This is a genomic window from Sphingomonas trueperi (assembly GCF_040545665.1).
GTDB lineage: Bacteria > Pseudomonadota > Alphaproteobacteria > Sphingomonadales > Sphingomonadaceae > Sphingomonas > Sphingomonas trueperi_B.
On record NZ_JBEPMH010000003.1, the window covers coordinates 292,064 to 312,634 of the forward strand.

The following is a 20,571-nucleotide window of genomic DNA, read 5'->3' on the forward strand; positions in this document are numbered from 1 at the left end:
TTCCCAATCCTTACAGGTTGTTCGTCGTCGCGTCTCTCCATTCTTCGTGCCCGAAACGGTGCTGTTCGGCCGCGAAACAGGGCACTCGTCCATGGGCCTGATGGTGTCCGCTTTGTAGAAGCGCTTCAGTAGATCTGAACGCCTGGAATGTGCCGCCCAGTTGCGCGTCCCTTTTTCCGTCCATCCCTCGCCTGCCCGTCGGCGCCCCGACCCGGTTGCGAACGAGGCCATGGCGATGTCCACTTCTGGGAAGGCCGCGTGCACTTCCAAATAATGGGAAGTGGGCGCGCTGCTGCATGGTGCTCCTGCCGTTCCGCCCTGCCCTTCAACTGCGGCCGCTCCCGACCACAATCGGCCTGTGCCTTTCAAACGATTGAACGTCCGATACTGCCGAAAGCAGCCGCTGGCGCTGGTAAGAACGCCCCTCACCCGCCAAAAGGATGGACATTTTGGCCCGGACGGGATCGTCAGAAGCGCTTGATGATCCTCCGCCATAGTTTCCCAATCGGCGGTAGTGCGCTGCCACAAACGCAGTCAGCCCCCGCATGGCTTGACGGCAGGTGCCCGCCGCTATGCGGATGCTGGCGCCATCGTCCGCTGTGCTCTAAGCAGGCTGAAAGCCCAATATCCCTGGAGTTCTGATGGCGCTGGTGAAGAAATCGACCCTTGGCGCTCGCGCAAAACGAGACAGGGAAGGATCTGCGGCGGCTGAGGCCAAGCCGGTATCGGCGCCCGTGCCGCAGGCGCGGGCCGTCCGCCGGGCGCGTCGCCCCGCCAATGCCGTCGAAGGGATGGACCAGGCCGTTCAGGAACTGGCCAGCGGCATCGCCGAGGCGTCCGCCGCAGCGAGCGAGTTGCAGCGGGCGATGGACCAGATCGCGAGCGGTGCCGAGGAAGCCGCCGGCGCGGCGCAGGAATCGCAGGGCCTCATCGGCTCGCTCAACGCCAATTTCAGGGACGCGAGCACCCGGGCCGAGGATGCGCGCCGCCAGATCGAGATCGTCCAGAACGCCTTTGCCGAGGTGGGGGTGCAGATCGAGGTGTCGGTCGTCGCGATCGAGCTCAACGCCCAGCGCCAGCTCGCGACCGTCGCGGTGATCGACGCACTGGAGCAGGTGGCGGGGGAGATCGGCACGGTCGGCGTCAGCGTCGCCGATGTTGCGGACGAGACCAGCCTGCTCGCGCTCAACGCGACGATCGAGGCGGCACGGGCAGGGGATGCCGGCAGCGGCTTCGCGGTGGTGGCGGACGAGGTTCGCGCGCTGTCCGAAAGCTCCGAAGCCAGCGCGGGCGAGATCCAGCAACTGGCGGCAAGCGTCGTCGGCGAGGTGAACCGCGTGGTGCAGCAGGTGCGTGCGGCCTCCGAACTGGCCACGCGCGAGGCGCAGTCGGGCCGCGCCGTCGTCGTGCAGCTCAAGGAGGCGCGCGAGGACCTGGCGGCGCTGGGCGCGGGCACGGCGGCGATCGTCCAGGCCTCGGCGGAAGCCGAGGCCGCGGCCGCGGAGGCCGAGCAAGGCGCCGAGCAGGTCGCAAGCGCAGCCGAGGAGCAATCGGCGGCCACCGCGCAGGCACAGCAGGCGGTGGAGCAACAGGGCACGTCGCTGGAGGAAAGCCAGCGCACCGCCGAGATGCTGGGCGATCTGATCCAGGCGCTGGAAGGCGACGGCGCAAACCAGGGCGCGGTCGAGGAGATCGCTGCCGCGGCCGAGGAGCTGTCGGCGACGGTGCAGGAGCTTTCCGGTGCCTCGGGCGAGATCCTCGTCGCGCTCGAACAGATCGCGCGCGGCACCCAGATTCAGGCGTCCTCGACCATGCAGGCCGATAAGGCGATAGGCCAGATCGAGGGGCTGGCCGAGGTGCTGCAGGCGCGCGCCTCCGCGGCGGCCGAGCGGATCGGCGCCATCGTCGAGGGCGTCGTGGTGAGCGGAGCGGCGATCGAGCGGGTGGCGGGCGGCGTCGAGCATGGCTTGACGGAGCTTCGCGCCGTGCTCGATCTGCTGGCTGCGCTGGCGGATACGGCGCGCGGTATCGACAAGATCATCGGCAAGCTCGCGCTGATCTCGGTGCAGACCAACATGCTCGCGGTGAGCGGCTCGGTGGAGGCGACGCGCGCGGGCGAGGCCGGGCGCGGCTTCACCCTGGTGGCGGGCGACATCCGCAAGCTCGCGCAGGATTCGGCGACGCGCGCCGATCACGCGGCGGACATCGTGCGCACGATGCAGGAACAGATCGCGACGGTGCGCCGCGACCTCGAACAGGTGATCGGCGCGGCCGAAGTCGAAATCGGCCGCAACCGCGCGTTCGTCGAGCGCTTCCGCTCGATGATCGAGGACCTGCAAGCGGCGCGCGGCGCGAACGATGCGATCCTCGCGGGCACACAGGACATCTTGCGCTCCGTGCGCGAGATCCGCAGCGGCACCAACCAGATCGCCGAAGCGGCGGACCTCGCGAACGGCGCCGCGCGCGAGGCCGGCGCCGCTGCGCGCCAGCAGGCGGAGGGGGCCGAGCTGCTGGCCGCCGCCATCGAGGAAATCGCCCAGATCGCGACCGCGCTCGCCGCGCAGGCGGCCTGAGCGCGATGGGCAGCGAGGGCGCGGCGGGGCTGCGGGTGCTGACGCTGCAAGCCGGCGGCGAACGGCTTGCCGTGCCCGCGCCGATCGTCCGCGAGATCGCGCGGATCCCGCGGCTGACGCGGGTGCCGCATGCACCCAGGGCGCTGCTCGGACTGGCCAATATCCGCGGGGCGGTGGTGCCGGTTTTGTCGCTGGCCGAAATGGTGGAGCGCCCGGTCGGCGTCGCGCGGCGGGTGGTGATCGTCGACGACGGCGCGCTGTTCGGGCTGGCGGTGGACGCCGTCGATGCGCTGGCGGAGGACGGCGATAGCGGCGCCCGCATGCTCGACCTGCCCGCGCTGATCGCGGCGAGCCTGGCCCCGGACGGCAGCCGCCGGGCAGTCGGCCGTGGGGTGGCGGAGGAAGCGGTGGCCGAAACCGCAGACCATGCGGTGCTGCCGCTCGTCGTCTTCGCGCTCGGCCGCCAGGAATTCGCGCTGCCGCTGGGCGCCGTCGAGAGCGTGCTGCGGCTACCCGAGGCAATCGCGGCAATGCCGCACGCCGACGCGGTGGTCGTCGGCAGCGCCACCGTGCGCGGCGCGCTGCTGCCGTTGCTCTCCCTCCGCGCGCTTCTCGCCATGCCGGCGGCGGCAGCGACCTCGCGCAGCCGCGTCGTGATCGCGCGGATCGGGCCGCACCGCGTGGGCCTGGTGGTCGACGCGATACGTGGGGTCGAGCGCGTGCCCGAAACCGCGATCGACGCGATCCCGCAGGTGCTCACCCGGGGGAGTGCCGAGGCGCGGATCCAGGCGATCTGCCGGCTCGATGGGGGACGGCGGCTGGTGTCGCTGCTCGCCGCCGAGCATCTGCTGCGCGAAGACATCACGGCGCGGCTCACGCAAGCCAGTACCGCGAACGAGATCGAGGAAAGCGCCATGGACGCGACGGGCGAACAGTTTCTCCTGTTCCGGATCGGTGGCAGCGATTTCGCGCTGCCGATCGCCGCGGTAGAGGAAGTCGCCCCGCTGCCGCGCAAGCTCACCCGCCTGCCCAAGGCGCCCGCCTTCGTGCAGGGCGTGATGAACCTGCGCGGCGCGGTGGTGCCGGTGATCGACCAGGCCGAGCGCTTCGGCGCGGCCATGGCGGCGGGCGGCAAGCGGCGCGTGGTGGTGGTCCGCATCGGCGATCTGCAGGCGGGCTTCGTCGTCGATTCCGCCTCCGAGGTCCTGCGCATCGCCGCCGATGCGGTGGGTCCGGCGCCCGATCTTGGCGGTGCGGAGACGCGCGTGTTCGAACGGGTCGCCAATCTGCCCGATCAGGACCGGATCGTGCTGATCGTCTCGCCGCGCGAACTGCTCGACCGCGCCGAACAGGATCTGCTCCGGGGCATGGCCGCCGCATCGTGATCAAGCTGCTCGTCGTCGACGATTCCCCGCTGATGCGGCGCCTGCTGGTCGATATCTTCACCGAGGCCGGCGGGTTCGAGGTGGCGGTCGCGCGGAGCGGCGCCGAGGCGATCGATCTGCTCGCCGAGGTCGCTCCCGACGTGATCACGCTCGACATCCATATGCCCGGCATGGACGGGCTTGCCTGCCTCGACCGGATCATGGTGACGCGGCCGTGCCCGGTGGTGATGGTCTCGGCGCTGACCGCGGAGGGGGCGGACGAGACGCTGGAGGCGATCGAGCTCGGCGCGGTGGACTTCATCGCCAAGCCGCGGGGCGCGCTGTCGCTGGAGATCGATTCCGTCGTCCCCGCGCTGGTTGAGAAGGTCCGTAGCGCAGCGGGCGCGCGGATCTCGCGGACGACGCGGCTGCGCGAGCGCGTTCGGGCACGGGCAGCGGGTGCCGCCGAACCCAAGCCCGCCGCGCCGCGTCGCACCGCGCCGCTCGCGGCGCCGCTGCCGCCCGAGGGGCTCGTTTTGGTCGGCTGCTCGACCGGGGGGCCGCCAGCGCTCGATGCGCTGCTCGGCAATTTGCCCGCGGATTTCCCCTGGCCGATTCTCGTCGCGCAGCACATGCCGGCGAGCTTCACCGGCCCGCTCTCGCGGCGGCTCGACAAGCTCTGCGCGTTGAGCGTCCAGGAGGTGACGGGCACGACGGTGCTTGCGCCCGGCAACGTCTATATCGGTCGCGGCGATGCCGATCTGGTCGTTACCCGCCGTGCCGGGGCGCTCGCCGCTGCTGCCGCGCCGAGCAGCGCCGACCATTTCTGGCATCCCAGCGTCGATCGCCTCGTGGCGAGCGCAATGGAGATCGTCGTACCCGAACGGCTGGTTGGCGTGTTGATGACCGGTATGGGTAATGACGGAGCCAGCGCCATGACGGAATTGAAGGCGCTGGGCGGCACGACGCTTGCTGAATCTGCCGAGAGTGCGGTGATCTGGGGCATGCCGGGGGCGCTGGTCGCCGCTGATGGTGCCACGGTGGTCGCACCGCTCGACCGGCTCGCGGCCGAACTGCTCGCCTGCTTCGCACGGTGACGCGGGAAAGCACCCTTGCCAGCGCACCCCCGGCGGCGCTTTCCGACGACGAGGTCGCACGGGTGGGGGCGCTGCTCTATCGCTGGACCGGCATGATCTTCGGTGCCAACAAGCGCTATTATATCGAGCGGCGGGTGGGCGCGCGGATGGCGCGCAGCGGCATCGCCGAGGCGGCGCGATATCTCGATTTCGTCGGCACCGACCCCGCCGAGCGCGAGGCGCTGATCAACGCCTTCACGATCAACGAAACCTATTTCTACCGCGAGGAACACCAGTTCGCCGCGCTCGCGCGGCAGATCCTGCCCGCGCTGATCCGCACGCGGCGCCCCGGCGACCTGATCCGCATCTGGTCGATGCCCTGCTCGACGGGCGAGGAAGCCTATTCGATCGCGATCTGGCTGCTCGAGAACTGGCCGCTGGTCGACGCCTATCATATCGAGATCGTCGGATCGGACCTCGATACCGCCGCGCTCGCCCAGGCGCAGGCGGGGCGCTACGCGGCGCGCGCGCTGGCCAAGCTGCCGGCGGACGTGGTCGAGCGCTATTTCGAGCCCGAGCGCGGCCACCGCCGCAAGATCATCGACGATCTGCGCGAATCGGTGCGCTTCACCCCCGCCAACATCGTCGATCGCGCGACGCTCACCGGGCTCGGCCGGTTCGACGTGATCCTGTGCCGCAACCTGCTGATCTATTTCGACGATGACTCGCGGCAGCTGGCGGCATCGAACCTGTTCGAGAGCCTCAACAGCGGCGGCTTCGTCTGCCTCGGGCACAGCGAATCCATGGCGCGGATCACGGACCGGTTCACAATGGCTCGCCTTGAAGACGCAATCGTCTATCGTAAGCCGTGATGGACGAGCTGCTGGCGCAATTTCTGGTCGAGGGGCGCGACCTGGTCGCCCAGGCGGCGGCGGCGTTCGATGTGCTGGCGCGCGACTCCGACAACGCCGCCGCGATCTACGACGCCTTCCGCGCGATCCACACGCTGAAGGGCTCGGTCGCGATCTTTCCGATGGCGGCAGCGGAACGCACGCTCCACGCCGCCGAGGACGTGCTCGAACGTGCGCGCAAGGGCAGCATGGCGCTCGGCGGCGCGGCGACGGACGCGCTGGTCGCGTGCCTGGACGGCGTCGACCGCTGGATCGACGATGTGGAGCTGCGGGGCAAGCTGGGCGAGGACGCGGACGGCATCGCAGCGTCGTTGATTGCGGGCCTGCCCGGGCGGGAGGCCGCCGTACCCATGTCGTCCTCCGCCGCCATACCGGACTGGGCCCGGCAGCTGGCCGACGGCGCCGAAGGGCCCGTGGTGGCGTTCCGCTACACGCCCGATCCCGACTGCTTCTTCCGCGGCGAGGATCCGCTGGCGATCGTCGCCACGATCCCGGCGCTGCTCCGGCTCGACATCCGCCCTGCGGAAGGCAGCTGGCCGGCGCTCGATGCGATCGAGCCGTTCCGCTGCATCTCGATCCTCGAAGGGCTGAGCGCAGCCTCGCCGGAGGCGGTGCGCGCCGCCTTCCAGATGATGCCGGACCAGATCGCGCTGCATCGAGTCGAGGCTGCCGCCCCGGCGCCCGCCACCGAAGCGTCCGCCGAATCGGGCCCCACGACCACGCTGCGCATCGACGCCGCGCGCATCGATGCGCTGGCCGACGGCCTCGGCGAACTGCTGGTCGCGGTGAACGCCCTTGCGCCGCTCGCCGCCCACGTCGAGGCGCAGGACCGCGCGCTGGCCGCTGCCGTTCGCACCGCGCAGGCGGGCATCGAACGCAGCGCAGCCAACCTGCAGCGCAGCGTCGCGGCGGTGCGGCTGGTGCCGCTGGCGCCGACGCTCCGCCGCCTGCCGCGGCTGGCCCGCGAGATCGCCGCGACGCTCGGCAAGCCCATCGCCTTCGCCATCGAGGGCGACGGGCTGGAGGTCGACAAGCAGATCGCGGAAGGGCTGTCCGAGCCACTGCTGCACCTGCTTCGCAACGCGATCGACCATGGCATCGAGGATGCGGCGACGCGCATCGCTGCCGGCAAGCCCGCCGAGGGCCGGGTCACGCTCACCGCGACCCGGGAGGGCGATGCGGTGGCGATCACCCTGGCCGATGACGGCGGCGGGATCGACCCCGCGCGAATCCGCGCGACCGCTACGGCCCGAGGCTTGCTGGAGGCGGAGACCGCCGACCAGCTGAGCGACGCCGCTGCGCTCCGCCTGATCTTCGCGCCCGGCTTTTCGACGGCGGAGACGGTCACCGGCGTCTCCGGGCGCGGGGTCGGCATGGATGCGGTCCAGACGGCGGTGGAGAAATTGCGCGGCACGATCGCGATCGACAGCACCCTCGGCCAAGGCACCCGCTTCCGGCTGCGTTTCCCCGCCAACGCGCTCACCACCCGGTTGCTCGTCGTAGAGGCGGCCGGGGATCGCTACGGCGTGGCGCTCGACCAGGTGGTGGAGACGGTCCGCGTCGAGCAAACGGCGCTGCTGCCGGTCGGCGAAGGTACCGCCTGTGTCCTGCGCGGCCGCACCGTGCCGGTGCTCAGCCTCGCCTGCCTGTTGGGAGGTGCCGAGGTGCCGGCCGCCCATGCCAAGCTGCTCGTCACCAGCGTTGAGGGCGAACGCGTCGCGCTGTGGGTCGACGATTTCGCCGATCGCATCGATGCGGTGGTGCGGCCGCCGAGTGGGCTGCTCGCGGGCGTGTCGGGCATCGGCGGCGCGACCCTGCTCGGCGATGGCGGCGTGCTGCTCGTGCTCGATCTGCCGGCGCTGGTCGCATGACGGTCCGCATCGACGCCGATGCCATCCATCTGATCGGCCGATGCGCGGCCGAAGACGCGGACACGTTGCTGGTCGCGTTGCAGGAAGCGCCCGGGCAGGCGGTCGATCTGGGCGCGACGCAGCGGCTGCATCTTGCGGTGGCGCAGGTGCTGCTTGCCGCGCGGCCGCCGGTGCGCGGCGTACCGGCCGGCGATTTTCTGGCACGATACCTGCTTAATCTGCTGCAATGACATTGGGCCGAATCGCCGCTAGGACCGTTGCGCAGCCGAACCACTTTGCGCTGCAAAGGCCTTGATCTGGAGTTCCGAATGCCGGTTACCGTCCTTATCGTCGATGACAGCAAGCTTGCGCGCATCGTCGCCGGCAAGGCGCTCGCCGAGCTGCAACCGGAGTGGCAGAAGGCCGAGGCCGGCAGCGCAGCGCAGGCACATGAGGTGGTCGCCACCCAGCCGGTGGACGTGTGCCTGATCGATTTCAACATGGCCGACAAGGACGGGCTGGAACTTGCCGACGAGCTCCACGCTCTGCGTCCGGACATGCCCATCGCCATCATCACCGCCAACATCCAGGACGAGATCATCGCCCGCGCCCGCGCGATCGGGGCCGCATTCGTCCCCAAGCCGGTCAGCGCGGACAGCCTGGAGGCGTTTCTCTCGGGCGCTGCGCTCCGCCTGCGATCGGCGAAGGCGTGATCCGCGACAGCGTGACGCTCGGCGAACTCGAGCGCGATGCGCTGACCGAGATCGTCAATATCGGCGTAGGACGCGCCGCATCGAGCCTGCGCAAGATGATCGGCGACCAGGTGACCTTGTCGGTCCCAGCGATCGACATCGTCAGCCAGCGCCGCGCGGCCCGGCTGATCAGCGAACGCGAGGCGGCCGAGCTGGTCGCCGTGCGGCAGGATTTCGACGGCGCCTTTGCCGGCCGCGCGCTGCTCATCTTCCCCGAGAGCAACAGCCTGGAGCTAGTCCGCGCCGTCACCGGCGAAAGCCTCTCCGCCGAGGACTTGGCCGAGATGGAGCGCGAGGCGCTGACCGAAACCGGCAACGTCATCCTTAATTCCTGCCTCGCCACGATCGCCAACATGCTCAAGCGCTCGCTGGCGATGACCATTCCAGAGGTGCTGCACGGCAACAGCGCGACGCTGTTCGAGATCGAGAACGCCGAGGACGAGGACGGGCTGGTGCTGTTCCTCTATATCGACTTCGCCGTGCGCAAGCGCGACATCCGCGGCTATATCGCGATGATCATGGACATCCCCTCGCTCGAAAAGCTGAAGGAACTGCTCGACGAATTCATCGCCCGGGTGGTGGGGGACGATGGCTGAGGCAGGCGCCGAGCAGGTCCGCTCGATCCTTGCCGCCGCCGGCGCAAGCGGCAGCTGGGACTGGGACATCGCGTCCGACGCCCTGCGCATCGATACACGCTTTGCGGAGCTGTACGGGCTGGAACCCGAGGCCGCCGTGGGGGACTTGCCGACGTCGACCTTCTTCGCCGCGATCCATCCGGCGGACCGACCGCGGATCCGCATCGCCGTGGCCGGCATGCTCGCCGGGGCGGAGCGTTTCTCCAAGGAATTCCGGGTGCTCGCGCCCGACGGCTCGACCCTTTGGATGCACGGGCGCGGCCAGGCGCATCTGGACCAGAATGACGCGCCGGTCCGCTTCACCGGCTTGCTCATCGACGTCACCGAACGCAAGCGGACCGAGGAGCGGCTACGCATCGCCCAGTCGGCGGGCGGCGTCGGCACGTTCGAATATAGCGACGGCTTCGCGACGGCCACCGTCTCCACCGAGTTCTGCCAGCTGCTCGGCCTGCATCCCGCCGCGGTGCTGCCGGTGCGGACGATCAACAGCGTGCTGTGCGATGGCGAGCCGCTGCTGCTGCCGCAACCCGGCAGCGATTCAATCGAGGATACGCTGGACGCGGTGTTCCGCATCGTCCGCAATGACGATGGCAGCCATCGCTGGATCGCGCGCCGCGGTGAGGTTGTCCGCGAGGGATCCGGCTATCGCCTGATCGGCGTGATCTATGACGTGACCGCAGCGAAGGAGCAGGAAGCCAAGCTGCGCGATCTGGCGGATACGCTGGAAATGCGCGTCCAGCAGGAAGTCGCCGAGCGCCGGGAGGCCGAGGAGGCGCTGCGCCAGGCCCAGAAGATGGAGGCCGTCGGCCAGCTGACCGGCGGCATCGCGCACGACTTCAACAATCTGCTGACCGTCATCATCGGCAATATCGACACGGTCGTCCGCCGGATGGACATGGCCCACGATCCGCGGATGCGGCGTTCGCTGGAGAATGCGCTGAAGGGAGCGGAGCGCGCGGCCTCGCTCACCCAGCGGCTGCTTGCCTTTTCGCGTCGCCAGCCGCTCGAACCCAAGACGATCGACATCGCGCGCGTGCTGACCGGCATGTCGGACCTGCTCACCCGTTCGATCACCGAGACGATCGCGATCCGGATCGACACCGACGCGGAACTCTGGAAGGTCGAGGTCGATCCGCACCAACTCGAAAACGCGATCCTCAATCTCGCGGTGAACGCGCGCGACGCCATGCCGAGCGGTGGCGGGCTGACCATCGAGGCCCGCAATGTGGAGGTGCAGGATGCACGCCCCGGCGGGTGCCTGCCGGGCGCCTATGTCGTCGTCTCGGTGACCGACAGCGGCACGGGCATGTCGCCGGAGACGGTCGCCAAGGTGTTCGACCCGTTCTTCACCACCAAGGAAGTCGGCAAGGGTACCGGGCTGGGCCTGTCGATGGTCTATGGCTTCGTGAAACAGTCCGGCGGCCACATCACCATCGACTCCACCGAGGGACGCGGCACGGCCGTACGGCTTTACCTGGCCCGCAAGCAACAGGACGTGCTTCTGGAGATCGAGGAGCGGCGTCCGTCCGCGCGGATGGGCAATGCCGATGAGACCATCCTGGTGGTCGAGGACGACGACGACGTCCGCGCCTATACGGTCGGCATCCTGCGCGAACTGGGCTATCAGGTGGTCGAGGCGCAGGACGGTGATGGCGCGCTGCGATTGCTCGGCGGCAACGACGTCGGCGCGACGCTGCTGCTGACCGACGTGGTGATGCCGCGCATGTCAGGTCCCGAACTGGCCAGCCGTGCGAGGGCGCTGCATCCGGAACTGCGCGTGCTCTTCACCTCCGGCTATACGCGCGATGCCATCATGCGGGACGACCGGCTCGACCCAGATGTCGATCTTCTCTCCAAGCCTTTCACTTATGCCACGCTGTCCGCCAAGGTGCGGGAGTTGCTCGACCGGGAGTATTAATCTGAAGGAACAATGCCAGCGGACTGCCTTCATATGAATGGGCAGGACGGTGGCGTCTGTTTGCCCACCCGTATGGCTCGCCGATGGAAAATGGCCATGGATGTTCATTGACCCAACTCACTCCTGCGGAGACAACTGCCGCAGACCTCCAAAAGGCTGCTTTAACCTAAACCCGCCGTTCCCTAATGCCTTGGCGAACGGCAGAAATGTCCCAAATTCAGTCTATCACGCAGGCACATTTAGGTTGCTCCAAAGCCGGGACCCGAGCCAAAGCTGACACGGCAAAACGAAATAAGGCGGGTTCAACGAACCACGACGGGCTGGTCGTCTCGATCATAAAGCGCCAAAATCATACGCTCTACAATGCCGTCTTCAGCTTTCCCCCGCCTCCCCTCGTCCGCCGACGAAAGGTCGCGCCGAACCGCCTCAGGGGTCGAGGCAATGCTCGCTGTCAAAATGGCGTTGGCCAGAAACGGGTGCATCACGTCCGCTAAAGGTGGCCGGGTGCAGTCGCCCGCAGTCGGGCGGCCACGCTGAAGTAGCGCGTCGATGCTGGTCATCGGCACGAGCGTGATTGCGCCCACCTTGATCACCCCGATCTCACCAGCCTTGATCAGCTCGTAGAATTTCGACCGACCGATGCCAGTGATACGACAGGCGTCTGCAACCCGCAGCGTTATGGGCGACAGGTCGGCATTCGGCTTGCTCAGCGCAGGACGCATGGCGCGCTCCTTCATCTGTCCCTCCCCATTCCTGGGGATTGACGGTTGGCAATGCGGTTGTTCGTGTCCCCCCGGGCGATTGCGCGACCGACGAGCTCTACGAAGGCGTCGTAGCGAAGCCGACCGAGACGCTGCGTCTCGGTATCAAAGGCCGGCTGATGCGCCGTAAGGGTGAGCTGGTGGCGGACGAACAGTCCAAGGGCTTCGGTCAGATAGTCGAGCTTCTGCTCCATCCGGTCAGCGGCGCGGTTCTGGCGGTCGAGCCGCGCGCCGAAGCGCTGGTCGAGTTCATGGCCGGCACGGCGATCGAACCAGGCGATCAGCGCGTCGGTCAGGATCGCGGTCTTCGACGATCCCGGCTGCGCGGCCATCGCGTCGAGCTTCGCCGACAGCTCGTCGGGAAGGTAGAATTGATGGCGGGTCTTGCGTGTCTGCATGTCGTGCAGAATCCGCCTGTTCCCGCTTCCGTTACAGGTCCTCGCTGGTGAATCGCCGTACCTCTTCGGGGCATCTCAGAACCCGCCGATCTCCGGACCCGACCGTCGGCGCCCGAATGTCCAGCTGATCGCACCGCCGCGATCGATGCCGGAAACGGTTCGGCCGATCTGCTTCTCCAGCACGGGCCGCCAGGGAACGAGCGTGAATTCCCGCGACTTTTCGATCACGGCATATTTGGCCGAGCCCACCTGCACCGCCTTTCGATAAATGCCCTTGATCGCGCCGCCACGATGCTCGGCATAGCCAAGACGCAGCTCCTTCGAGAGTTGGTCCGCCACCTGCCGCAGTTCGCGACGGCGGAGCTCGGTCAGCAAATTGGCGCGGAAGCGGACGGTATCGCCGTCGCGCCAGGCAAGGTCTTCTTCGATCATCCACTGGCGGCGAAGCGCCAATGCCTGCCGCACCTGTGCCCCGAACCCGCCGCCCAACATTTCCGGCTCCTTCGCGACATGCTGCTCGTCGAGCCAGGTCACGCCGTTGTGGCGGACCAGTTCCAGCACCGGGCGCTCGGCCAGCGTTTCGATCTCAACGGGCCGTGCCGCAGCCGCCCTTCGCTCGAAGGCCAGCACCTTGTCGAGATGGTTGGCGTCAATCTTCCAGCTGCCATCGGGCATGCGCTCGACCTCGCCCCCTCCCCGCCGCATCGCTTCCAGCCGCCGAACATGGGCTTCGGCGAAGCGCTGGCTGGCACTGGCGTCATGGCGGAGATGCCCGTCGGCGCTGTAGTTGCCGTTGTTGGCGGCAGCGACCTCGGCAACAGTTCGATCGACGTCGCGGATGCCGGCGATGACCGGCGTCACCCGCACGACTTGCGGTTGATCGCCCGCTTCCGAGAGCGACCGATTGCCCAGCTCGACATAGTGGCTGCGCCCGTCGATCGCAGCCACGATCAGGTAATGACGGTCGCGATGCTCGTCGGCCAGTCCGGTCGCAAGGATGCGACCGACCAGCGGCTTGCCCTCGGCCGGGTCGTAGATCGCATAGTGCTGCGGATGCACCTCGGGCGCGCGTTCCTTCAGTTGCGCGTGCATCGTCGCGATGATGTCGCCTCGGCGGCCCATCGCCCGCAGCATGGGTTCCAGATCGTCGGTGAGCCGATAGCGCCCTTTCCCCTCGTCGGTCGCCAGCCCCATTCGCACCAGCGTGCCGAGGCGCGCGGCGCGCAGCCCCTGCTCAACGCTATCGCCATGCCAGGACGACACCAGCCCGTCGGCCTCGCGCGCGGCGAGCAGGCGGCGATCAATGCTGGTGAACCGCTCCTGGCCGACCTCGCGCTGACGCCCCTCGAAAATCTCGCGGTCAGTGCGCGGTCCGAGGTCGAGATTGACCAGCTCGACTGCCCGCGCGGCGAGCCCGCGGCTGATATATTCGCGGGCGATGATCAGGTCCTGGCCGCGATCGTCGACCCCACGCACCAGCACATGGGCATGCGGATGACCGGTGTTGAAATGATCGACCGCCACCCAGTCGAGCTTCGTGCCGAGGTCCTGCTCGACCTGTGTCATCCAGCGCCGCACCAGCGGCTTCAGATCTTCGTACTGCGCGCCGTCTTCGGGTGCGACGATGAAGCGAAACTGGTGTCGGTCAACGTTGCCGCGTTCGAGGAACGCCTTGCCGTCGGCGACATCGTGATCAGCAGCATAGAGCGTGCCGCGTTCACCCTCGCGCGTGGTGCCGTCGCGCTGGAGATAGCGCAGGTGCGCGGCAGCGCCCTTCGCCCCCTTCCCCGCCAGCTTCACGAAGCGCGCCTTCACGACGACCCGGCGCGCGCGAATTCCGGCGAAACGATCGGACGCCCCGAGCACCCTGCCAACGCCCGAACCGCGCCCGATCCTGCTGCCATCGAAATGCCGGGCGCGCGCCGCCGAAGACCGTGCCGCACCGCCCGCCAGATTGGTCGCCTTGCGAAGCTGGTGCGCGAAAGGTCGATCCGCGCCGACCCGCCCCAACCATAGCTCGAATGAATCCTCGGCCATGACGTCATCCCATGCTGGAAAGCGCCAGATGAGGGTGCGCCAGCGCAGCCCTTCAAGGGCCTCCATTCGAGCGCACCGAAGAGTCGCAGAGATGCTGGTGTTTCGGCAGTGGCGCCTTCCCGATGGAGGCATCGCCATGGGCATGCCTCCATCGAAAACGACGTGCAGACGCCATTCCCGGGGCCTCGTGGAGGCGCCGCTTTTAACTTGCCCTCTTAATCAGCCTATCCAACGTCGTCCTCCGGCCCCCATCGCGGCGCGACAAAAAAGCCGGGACACGATGCCGATGTCGCACCGCATCCCGGCATGGATTGGCCAGGCGCTCAGGCATCCGCGAACGCCGCCATCGCCGCATGTCGGTGTCCGAAGCTGCGCTTGCCCAGCAGCCCGTGCGGGTGTCCGTCGCCATCGACGATCATCACCGCGACGTACCAGCGACCCGCCAGCCGCCCGACGATCCGGACCCGGTCCAGTTCGACATCAGCCTCGCTGTCCGTGCCTTGATACGCCCCGATCCAGCGCTCCTGGTCGCGAGCTTCCCAGAGAAACTCGGCCTCCTCGGCGCCCAGGAACCGATGCGCCAGTGCCTCGCCGGCATCGTGGCCGAACTCCTGCGCCAGCCCCGCAACCAGCGCCGCCATCACGCGATCCTGCGCAGCGCCCAACGCTGCCGAAACCGATTGCACCATCGCCATGACCGTCTCCTTCGCTTCTGTTCTCCTGATCGAGAACATCGCCTCGAAGACGGGTGGCGGAGTGGCTGTCAGGGCCGCTGGAGCGCCAGCGGAAGCGCCGCGAAGCGGACGTGGGGGGAACCGATTTTCGCAGAAAATTGGGGGGTACCCGCGGGCCTTGAGAGCCGCTTCGCCACCCGTTATGCTCGGACTTTCGAGACGAGCCCCTCCCACGCTCTCGGTCATGGGATGACCTTCCGGACTGCAAAAAGCAGGCTCGGGGCCATGTCCTTCCGCAACGGAAAAGGAGGGACGGTGCCCTCCTTTCTCACCACGAACAGTCCAATTCGCGGGGAGGCTTGCCGGCTCGGCGAACGCGCCAGCACCGCATGGCCGGTGACCGCCGCCAGATAGACGAGGGTTTCGCGGGGCAGCGATCGCCTGCCCGTCAGGTACGCGGAATAGGTGCCCGGCCCGGCATGATAGGCGCCGAACAAGTCGGGATAGCCGAAGCGATCATACATCAGCCGCAGGTAGAGGGCACCTGCCAGGATGTTGTCGCGGGGATCGTCGGGGTTGTTGCCCAGGGCCAGCCGCGCGCGCATCTCCGCCCAGGTGGCAGGCATCAGCTGCATGAGCCCGATGGCGCCGGCCCGGCTGCGGATCGGGCGCCCCCCAAGCGTCGTTCGGCCACCACTTTCGGCCCGAATCACCCGCTCGATCCAGGGCGCCGGGATACCGAACCGGGCCGATGCTTCCGCAATCAACGGGCGCCATCGCTCGACCGCATCTGCTTGCGCGGGCATGGCAAGGACCAGCAGCGCCGCGGCAGCCATGGACCTCATCGCCGCCATAGCAATATCGCCTTCCCGATCACCTGCGCGCCCTCGGTCGGGCCAAAATAGCGGCCGTCGAACGATGCCGGGCTGCCCGGCATCAGCAGGAAGAATTGGCCCTGCCGCAGCCGGATGCAGCCATGCCACCAGGGCAAGGGACGCCCGGCGCCGTCGGCGCTGCGGCGTTCGGCAACGCGCCTGCCATTGACCCGGACATGGGCACCCACGGCGCAGACCTGGTCACCCGCGACTGCTGCGACCTGCTTCACCAGCGGCACGTTGGCAGGCAGATAGCGGCGCCGGGCGGCGAGCACCCGCCAACGCTCGGGCAACCGCGCGACGACCATGTCACCGGCCTGGACCGAGGCCCTGGGGTCTACCGCGTAGAGCCCGATCGGTGCGCTGGCGCTCGCGTTCCAAACCAGCCGCGGGCTCGGGGGGACGGCAATCGTCAGTACCAGCAGGCCGGTGCCGAGCCCGATCGCGGCGGCCCGCCGACCCAGGGGGCGCGGCGCATCACCGGGCGCGGCGCGCCGGTCGCCCCAGACGAGCAGCGGCAGCTTGCCGGGCGATTTCTCACGCCGCGCCATGGCCGTCGCCGCGCACCGACTGGGCGTCCGACCAGGCCCCCAGGTCGTCGATATGATATTGGATCAGCTGGCTGTGTCGGCGAAAGGTCGGGCCCTTGCCGTCGCGCCGCAGTTGCTTGAGCAGCCGGGTCGAAATCTTGAGATAGGCCGCCGCCTGGTCGGTGTTGAGGTAGGGCGAGCCGCGCTTGGCGCGGTTCGCGCGCGTGATGTCGTCGTCGATGTCCATCCGCCACTCCCGTCGCATCGAGCCGGCGGCGGGACTGCCGTCGCTCGCGCATGGGATGGCCGGTGGGAGCCAGGCTGCGGAGTGTCGGAATCGACCTGCATCGGTTCGACACCCCCCTGCCCCGCAAGGATCGAAGCCCCCCGCGCTTTGGCGCGAGGGGCGGTCGATGTCAGCGCGACCAGATGAGCTTGTGCTCGCCATCCTCGCCCTGGGTCAGGGTCGCGTATATCGGCGCGGGGAAGGACGGATCGTCGAGCTTGAGGCTCAGATATTCAGCGCCGGTCTCGCGTGCTGCCTTGGTCCAGCCTGCGCCGAATTCGACGCCGCCGGCATTGACGCGGTGGTCGGGGGCCTTGTCGTGTTCGCGTTCGACGGGGCGGATGCTCGCCTTGACGCGGAGCGTGAGGGTGCGGATCTCGCCGGTGTAGATGCCGTTTTCGCCGCGGGTGAAGCTGCCGATCTGTGCCATGGTGACGTCTCCTGATGCGTGTCTCGATGCCGCCCCATGCGGCCTCGATGGCAGGCGACCAGGCGATGGGCGGACGACGCGCACCGGAAGGCCGCAGCGCCAGCGAAGGACGGCCAAAGCCGGCTTTCTTGGTCCGCGAGGAGCCCGCCAGGGCGGGGAAGAAAGCCGGCGACGCCGTTGCGCGGCACCGGCCGCACAGCGCCAGACCTGCCAGCAAGAGAGGCCATAGGGGCGGCGGCGACCGGAATCGGAAGGCCACCGACTATCAGAAGAACTGCCCAGCGACACTGCGCATTGGGCATCGCGAATTGCTGGGCTATCGCTACGCTCGATGAGCCATGAATCCGTTCTCGCCGATCTCGCGCTGCGGGCGCCCGACCTGGCCGTCATCACGGTCGAGCAGAGCACGGCGACCGTCGCCGAGGCCGCGATCGCGCTGGATGTCGTTCCCGGCCAGATTGCCAAGACGCTCGCGCTTCGCGTGGGGGACCAGATCGCGCTGCTGGTGACACGCGGCGACACGCGACTCGGAAATCGCAAGACCAAGGCAACGCTCGGGGGACGACCGCGGATGCTGGATGCTGCGGAAACGCTGGCGGTGACCAGCCATCCCATCGGCGGCGTCTGCCCGTTCGGATTGCCGGCAGCGCTCCCGATCTACTGCGATCAGAGCCTCAAGGCGTTCGCGGTCGTCTATCCGGCGGCGGGATCGCGCAACACGTCAGTCGCGCTGTCGCCGGACCGGCTGGCGGCGCTCGTCGGCGCCGCGTGGATCGATGTCTGCACCCTTCCCGAACCGACGGTCGGCTGAGCGCATGGCAGACGCAGCGTCCGGCAAGATTCGCATCGCCGCCGCCCTGATCGACGACGGCGACGGACGGCTGCTGCTCGTGCGGAAGGCGGGGTCGCCGTGGTTCATGCAGGCGGGCGGCAAGATCGAGGGACAGGAAAGCGCGCTGGCCGCGCTCCGGCGCGAGCTGGCCGAGGAAATCGGGCTGGCATTGCGCGCCCGGGATGCGCGCTATCTCGGCCGATTTTCGGCGCCGGCCGCCAACGAGCCCGACACGATCGTCGAGGTGGAACTCTTCCATCTCCGCGTCCGGCACGCGCCGGTGGTGCAGGCGGAGATCGCGGAGGCGATCTGGATCGCTATCGCGGAGGCCGCCAATATGCCGCTCGCGCCGCTGACGCGGGATGTCGTACTGCCCTTGGCGGAGACGCTCTGATCGCCTTGCGCTCCGCGCCTACAATGCGCCCGACAGCGGCGTCAGGAAGAGGCGCTCATAGCTTTCGAAGGGCGGTTCGGCGAAGCGCGCAATGACCTTAGCGGCTTCGGGATCTTGCGGCAGCTCGGTGCGATAGCGGCGATAGGCCGCGTCGTCGGGAAAGCCGAACAGCGCGACGGCAATGTCGCCCTCACCCTGCCGCCCCTTGCCCGGGAAGCTGATCGTCGTGTCGCTGGGCGCGGCGCGTGGGAGGAAGAAGCCGTAATGGGTCCCGCCGAACCGCTCGATCAGGCGCACCCAGGCGCGACCATAGTCCTCGAATTCGGCGAGCCGTTCGGGGTCGAGCCGATACCGCACTTCGCAGACGATCGCGGTGGTTTGCATGCGCCCTGTTCCTCCCAGAAGCCCTACTGAAGCATTGGCACCAGACGGCCCACGAGGCAAAAATCGCCGCGTGGCGCGCCCTCGGGCGACGTCACGCGGCCGAAATTTCAGGGTCCGCTGCGGGCGGACCGAGGCCCGCCCGCATCCGATCACGCCGCCTGCTGCAGCGGTGCAGCCGCGGTGTCGGGGTCCGGCTCGGGGGCCTGCGCGGACTCGGCCGGATCACGCGCACCAACGGCGTCGTTCCCGCCTCGGTCGGTATAGGCGGACGCCGGAAAGCCCAGCCATCTCGGGACCCAACGCTCGACCTTTCGGCGCCCCTCGGCCCCGTCCAGGTGGTCGCGGACGATGCGCTTGAGCACGTTGGTCTTCTCGGCCGCGTTGGCGGCGGCAACCGTCTCGCCCGCCACCTCGGCGACGATCCGGAGGAGGACTCCCCGATCGCGGATCAGGTCGAAAAAGACGGTGTCCGCCTCCCACCAGTCGGCCATGTCGACGTCGAGATGCATGCCTAACGTCGCAACGACGGCGCTGCCGCTCGCCAGCGTCTCGCCCATGACGATGGTCAGGGATTTCCAGCACGACCGTGTCGGGCAGGTCGACCAGCCGCAGGAACAGCGGGGTGACGTCGTCATGACCATTGCCGCAGGTTACCGTCGGCTCGTCCGGTGCAAGGCCGAGCACGGCCAGCACGGCGCATCGGCGCTCCTCGAACAGCGCCTCGGCGGGGCACGTCTCGACGCTCTCGCGGACCGCGTCGTTGCGCGTCGCCTGCGGTTCGGCCGACACCCGCCAGAGGTGCGAACCGCTAATGGCATGGGCGACCATCAGCCGTAGCGCAACGCCGGGGTGGCCGAGCAACTCGGCGCGAACGGCGGCATGGCGATGCAGGTCGAGATAGGTCTGCAGGGTCGATGTCACTTCCGGACGGGGCGCCCTGTCCGGTTCGGCCATGTCGCCCCGCGCGCGGCGGCGCGCTTCCCTGGCGGACAGATAGCCCTCGTGGAATATCACCTCGCCGCTCGCCCGGACATCGACATAGATCCGGCCACCCTTGCGCTTGGGCGTCTTCTCATACTCCCAGCCATGGAAATGCTCCGCAGGCGGCACGACCACGACATCGCTCCAGCCCTGTTCCAGATAGGCTGTGCGGCGCGCCTCGATCGCAACATTCTGCGCCGCCCAGAAGGCATCGGGATCGGCGAAATAGCGGTCCTCGCCGAACAGGTCGGCGACGATCGCACCGCCGAAATTGTCGAGGTCGAACAGCGCGAAGCGGGCTGGAATCGACTGGCCGCCGAACAGCCATGCCTTGAGCTGGTGACCGGTCGGGGCATGCCCTCGGGGTCGTCGAACAGCGCCAGCCAGCTACGCTGCTGGTGCTTGCTGGCGAGCGTCAGGTGGCGGATCGTGGTGCGGTCGATCTTCCCGGCGGCATAGAGCTGGCGGATGCGCGGTAGCAGGTTACCGAGCGCGAGCACCCGCGCAACGGTGAGGTCGGGCAGCCCGAAGGTGGCGGCGATGTCGGCCACGTCGCGGCCCTGGCGGACCAGCCGGGTGAAGGTTTCCCACTGCGTCACTTCGTCGGCGTCGAGGCGGGACAGGTTCTCGATCATCGAGGCTTCGATGGCGGCGGCATCGTCGGTATCGGCGAGGATGCGGTAGGGTAAAGGCTCGGGCTCGCCGGTTTCGGCGGCGACGATCCGGGCAGCGTGGAAGCGCCGCGCACCCGCGACGATCTCGAACTGCCCGGCCTCGGCGGCGGGGCGCACGAGCAGGGTCTGGATGATGCCCCGCTTGCGGACGGTGGGCAGCAGGTCGGCCACGTCGGGGGGCCTTCTTGCTGTAGCGCATGTTGGTCTTACTGACGAACAGCTTGTCCTGGTCGATG

Annotated in this window: 23 protein-coding genes; 12 read left to right on the plus strand and 11 right to left on the minus strand. The window is 68.5% G+C overall.

Translation table 11 applies throughout. The features are described 5' to 3' along the window. Window positions 1–734: 734 nt before the first annotated feature. From ABIC65_RS12130 to ABIC65_RS12170, 9 genes are all read left to right on the plus strand, one after another. Window positions 735–2,573, plus strand: a complete 1,839-nt coding sequence (locus tag ABIC65_RS12130; RefSeq protein WP_354308994.1) for a methyl-accepting chemotaxis protein — start codon at window positions 735–737, stop codon at window positions 2,571–2,573. Window positions 2,574–2,578: 5 nt separating this feature from the next. Next, window positions 2,579–3,958 (plus strand): chemotaxis protein CheW, encoded by a 1,380-nt coding sequence (locus tag ABIC65_RS12135; protein ID WP_354308996.1) that lies wholly within the window; start codon window positions 2,579–2,581, stop codon window positions 3,956–3,958. Continuing rightward, window positions 3,955–5,034 carry a chemotaxis-specific protein-glutamate methyltransferase CheB gene (gene cheB / locus ABIC65_RS12140; RefSeq protein WP_354308998.1) on the plus strand — a complete coding sequence of 360 codons (1,080 nt, stop codon included), beginning with the start codon at window positions 3,955–3,957 and terminating at the stop codon, window positions 5,032–5,034. The genes ABIC65_RS12135 and cheB overlap by 4 nt, the downstream gene beginning before the upstream one ends. Further along, complete coding sequence (locus ABIC65_RS12145; protein WP_354309000.1) at window positions 5,031–5,885, plus strand: CheR family methyltransferase; 855 nt, start codon at window positions 5,031–5,033, stop codon at window positions 5,883–5,885. The genes cheB and ABIC65_RS12145 overlap by 4 nt, the downstream gene beginning before the upstream one ends. Then, complete coding sequence (locus ABIC65_RS12150) at window positions 5,885–7,795, plus strand: chemotaxis protein CheA (RefSeq protein ID WP_354309002.1); 1,911 nt, start codon at window positions 5,885–5,887, stop codon at window positions 7,793–7,795. Before ABIC65_RS12145 ends, ABIC65_RS12150 begins: the two co-directional genes overlap by 1 nt. Beyond that, window positions 7,792–8,025 (plus strand): hypothetical protein, encoded by a 234-nt coding sequence (locus tag ABIC65_RS12155; RefSeq protein WP_354309003.1) that lies wholly within the window; start codon window positions 7,792–7,794, stop codon window positions 8,023–8,025. The genes ABIC65_RS12150 and ABIC65_RS12155 overlap by 4 nt, the downstream gene beginning before the upstream one ends. 78 nt (window positions 8,026–8,103) lie before the next feature. After that, on the plus strand, window positions 8,104–8,487 hold the full coding sequence (locus ABIC65_RS12160; RefSeq protein ID WP_354309005.1) for a response regulator: 384 nt from the start codon (window positions 8,104–8,106) through the stop codon (window positions 8,485–8,487). Further along, the gene (locus ABIC65_RS12165) at window positions 8,484–9,122 is read left to right on the plus strand and encodes a chemotaxis protein CheX (RefSeq protein WP_354309007.1); all 639 of its coding nucleotides are present in this window, start codon (window positions 8,484–8,486) and stop codon (window positions 9,120–9,122) included. Before ABIC65_RS12160 ends, ABIC65_RS12165 begins: the two co-directional genes overlap by 4 nt. Then, a complete protein-coding gene (locus ABIC65_RS12170; RefSeq protein ID WP_354309009.1) occupies window positions 9,115–11,079 on the plus strand; it encodes a PAS domain-containing protein in 1,965 nt (654 codons plus the stop codon). The genes ABIC65_RS12165 and ABIC65_RS12170 overlap by 8 nt, the downstream gene beginning before the upstream one ends. Before the next feature lie 302 nt (window positions 11,080–11,381). On the opposite strand, the gene ABIC65_RS12175 is transcribed toward ABIC65_RS12170, so the two are convergent. The 8 genes from ABIC65_RS12175 to ABIC65_RS12210 form a co-directional block, all read right to left on the minus strand. Continuing rightward, a complete protein-coding gene (locus ABIC65_RS12175) occupies window positions 11,382–11,816 on the minus strand; it encodes a helix-turn-helix domain-containing protein (protein WP_354309011.1) in 435 nt (144 codons plus the stop codon). Beyond that, window positions 11,813–12,238, minus strand: a complete 426-nt coding sequence (locus ABIC65_RS12180; RefSeq protein ID WP_354309013.1) for a CopG family transcriptional regulator — start codon at window positions 12,236–12,238, stop codon at window positions 11,813–11,815. The genes ABIC65_RS12175 and ABIC65_RS12180 overlap by 4 nt, the downstream gene beginning before the upstream one ends. 75 nt (window positions 12,239–12,313) lie before the next feature. Then, entirely contained in the window at window positions 12,314–14,275 is a 1,962-nt protein-coding gene (gene rlxS, locus ABIC65_RS12185; protein WP_354309015.1) for a relaxase/mobilization nuclease RlxS, read from the minus strand. A 323-nt stretch (window positions 14,276–14,598) separates the two neighbouring features. Next, window positions 14,599–14,970: a hypothetical protein gene (locus ABIC65_RS12190; RefSeq protein WP_354309017.1), complete on the minus strand. Its 372-nt coding sequence runs from the start codon at window positions 14,968–14,970 to the stop codon at window positions 14,599–14,601. Between the two features lie 221 nt (window positions 14,971–15,191). Further along, on the minus strand, window positions 15,192–15,803 hold the full coding sequence (locus ABIC65_RS12195; RefSeq protein ID WP_354309019.1) for a lytic transglycosylase domain-containing protein: 612 nt from the start codon (window positions 15,801–15,803) through the stop codon (window positions 15,192–15,194). Further along, window positions 15,791–16,375, minus strand: a complete 585-nt coding sequence (locus tag ABIC65_RS12200; RefSeq protein WP_354309021.1) for a S26 family signal peptidase — start codon at window positions 16,373–16,375, stop codon at window positions 15,791–15,793. The genes ABIC65_RS12195 and ABIC65_RS12200 overlap by 13 nt, the downstream gene beginning before the upstream one ends. Further along, complete coding sequence (locus ABIC65_RS12205; protein WP_354309023.1) at window positions 16,362–16,601, minus strand: helix-turn-helix domain-containing protein; 240 nt, start codon at window positions 16,599–16,601, stop codon at window positions 16,362–16,364. The genes ABIC65_RS12200 and ABIC65_RS12205 overlap by 14 nt, the downstream gene beginning before the upstream one ends. A gap of 169 nt (window positions 16,602–16,770) precedes the next feature. Then, a complete protein-coding gene (locus tag ABIC65_RS12210) occupies window positions 16,771–17,070 on the minus strand; it encodes a DUF736 domain-containing protein (protein WP_354309025.1) in 300 nt (99 codons plus the stop codon). A 331-nt stretch (window positions 17,071–17,401) separates the two neighbouring features. Between ABIC65_RS12210 and ABIC65_RS12215 the strand changes: the two genes are divergently transcribed. After that, complete coding sequence (locus tag ABIC65_RS12215) at window positions 17,402–17,881, plus strand: YbaK/EbsC family protein (RefSeq protein ID WP_354309027.1); 480 nt, start codon at window positions 17,402–17,404, stop codon at window positions 17,879–17,881. A gap of 4 nt (window positions 17,882–17,885) precedes the next feature. Then, window positions 17,886–18,296, plus strand: a complete 411-nt coding sequence (locus ABIC65_RS12220; protein WP_354309029.1) for an NUDIX hydrolase — start codon at window positions 17,886–17,888, stop codon at window positions 18,294–18,296. Between the two features lie 18 nt (window positions 18,297–18,314). Here the strand turns inward: ABIC65_RS12220 and ABIC65_RS12225 are convergent, their stop codons facing one another. Beyond that, window positions 18,315–18,680 (minus strand): NIPSNAP family protein, encoded by a 366-nt coding sequence (locus ABIC65_RS12225; RefSeq protein ID WP_354309031.1) that lies wholly within the window; start codon window positions 18,678–18,680, stop codon window positions 18,315–18,317. Between the two features lie 149 nt (window positions 18,681–18,829). After that, on the minus strand, window positions 18,830–19,237 hold the full coding sequence (locus ABIC65_RS12230; protein ID WP_354309032.1) for a hypothetical protein: 408 nt from the start codon (window positions 19,235–19,237) through the stop codon (window positions 18,830–18,832). Here ABIC65_RS12230 and ABIC65_RS12235 point away from each other — a divergent pair. Further along, the gene (locus ABIC65_RS12235) at window positions 19,236–19,517 is read left to right on the plus strand and encodes a hypothetical protein (protein WP_354309034.1); all 282 of its coding nucleotides are present in this window, start codon (window positions 19,236–19,238) and stop codon (window positions 19,515–19,517) included. The genes ABIC65_RS12230 and ABIC65_RS12235 overlap by 2 nt on opposite strands. A 173-nt stretch (window positions 19,518–19,690) precedes the next feature. On the opposite strand, the gene ABIC65_RS12240 is transcribed toward ABIC65_RS12235, so the two are convergent. Beyond that, window positions 19,691–20,506, minus strand: coding sequence for a ParB/RepB/Spo0J family partition protein (locus ABIC65_RS12240; protein ID WP_354309036.1), 816 nt, complete (start codon window positions 20,504–20,506; stop codon window positions 19,691–19,693). Between the last annotated feature and the right edge of the window lie 65 nt (window positions 20,507–20,571).

What these genes read in the sequence shown, in the direction of transcription:
- ABIC65_RS12135 (WP_354308996.1), top strand. Translation starts at nt 2,579, where the DNA reads ATGGGCAGCGAGGGCGCGGCGGGGCTGCGGGTGCTGACGCTGCAAGCC.
- ABIC65_RS12150 (WP_354309002.1), top strand. Translation starts at nt 5,885, where the DNA reads ATGGACGAGCTGCTGGCGCAATTTCTGGTCGAGGGGCGCGACCTGGTC.
- ABIC65_RS12155 (WP_354309003.1), top strand. Translation starts at nt 7,792, where the DNA reads ATGACGGTCCGCATCGACGCCGATGCCATCCATCTGATCGGCCGATGC.
- ABIC65_RS12160 (WP_354309005.1), top strand. Translation starts at nt 8,104, where the DNA reads ATGCCGGTTACCGTCCTTATCGTCGATGACAGCAAGCTTGCGCGCATC.
- ABIC65_RS12170 (WP_354309009.1), top strand. Translation starts at nt 9,115, where the DNA reads ATGGCTGAGGCAGGCGCCGAGCAGGTCCGCTCGATCCTTGCCGCCGCC.
- ABIC65_RS12175 (WP_354309011.1), bottom strand. Translation starts at nt 11,816, where the DNA reads ATGAAGGAGCGCGCCATGCGTCCTGCGCTGAGCAAGCCGAATGCCGAC.
- ABIC65_RS12180 (WP_354309013.1), bottom strand. Translation starts at nt 12,238, where the DNA reads ATGCAGACACGCAAGACCCGCCATCAATTCTACCTTCCCGACGAGCTG.
- rlxS (WP_354309015.1), bottom strand. Translation starts at nt 14,275, where the DNA reads ATGGCCGAGGATTCATTCGAGCTATGGTTGGGGCGGGTCGGCGCGGAT.
- ABIC65_RS12190 (WP_354309017.1), bottom strand. Translation starts at nt 14,970, where the DNA reads ATGGCGATGGTGCAATCGGTTTCGGCAGCGTTGGGCGCTGCGCAGGAT.
- ABIC65_RS12195 (WP_354309019.1), bottom strand. Translation starts at nt 15,803, where the DNA reads ATGGCGGCGATGAGGTCCATGGCTGCCGCGGCGCTGCTGGTCCTTGCC.
- ABIC65_RS12200 (WP_354309021.1), bottom strand. Translation starts at nt 16,375, where the DNA reads ATGGCGCGGCGTGAGAAATCGCCCGGCAAGCTGCCGCTGCTCGTCTGG.
- ABIC65_RS12205 (WP_354309023.1), bottom strand. Translation starts at nt 16,601, where the DNA reads ATGGACATCGACGACGACATCACGCGCGCGAACCGCGCCAAGCGCGGC.
- ABIC65_RS12210 (WP_354309025.1), bottom strand. Translation starts at nt 17,070, where the DNA reads ATGGCACAGATCGGCAGCTTCACCCGCGGCGAAAACGGCATCTACACC.
- ABIC65_RS12215 (WP_354309027.1), top strand. Translation starts at nt 17,402, where the DNA reads ATGAGCCATGAATCCGTTCTCGCCGATCTCGCGCTGCGGGCGCCCGAC.
- ABIC65_RS12220 (WP_354309029.1), top strand. Translation starts at nt 17,886, where the DNA reads ATGGCAGACGCAGCGTCCGGCAAGATTCGCATCGCCGCCGCCCTGATC.
- ABIC65_RS12225 (WP_354309031.1), bottom strand. Translation starts at nt 18,680, where the DNA reads ATGCAAACCACCGCGATCGTCTGCGAAGTGCGGTATCGGCTCGACCCC.
- ABIC65_RS12235 (WP_354309034.1), top strand. Translation starts at nt 19,236, where the DNA reads ATGACGATGGTCAGGGATTTCCAGCACGACCGTGTCGGGCAGGTCGAC.
- ABIC65_RS12230 (WP_354309032.1), bottom strand. Translation starts at nt 19,237, where the DNA reads ATGGGCGAGACGCTGGCGAGCGGCAGCGCCGTCGTTGCGACGTTAGGC.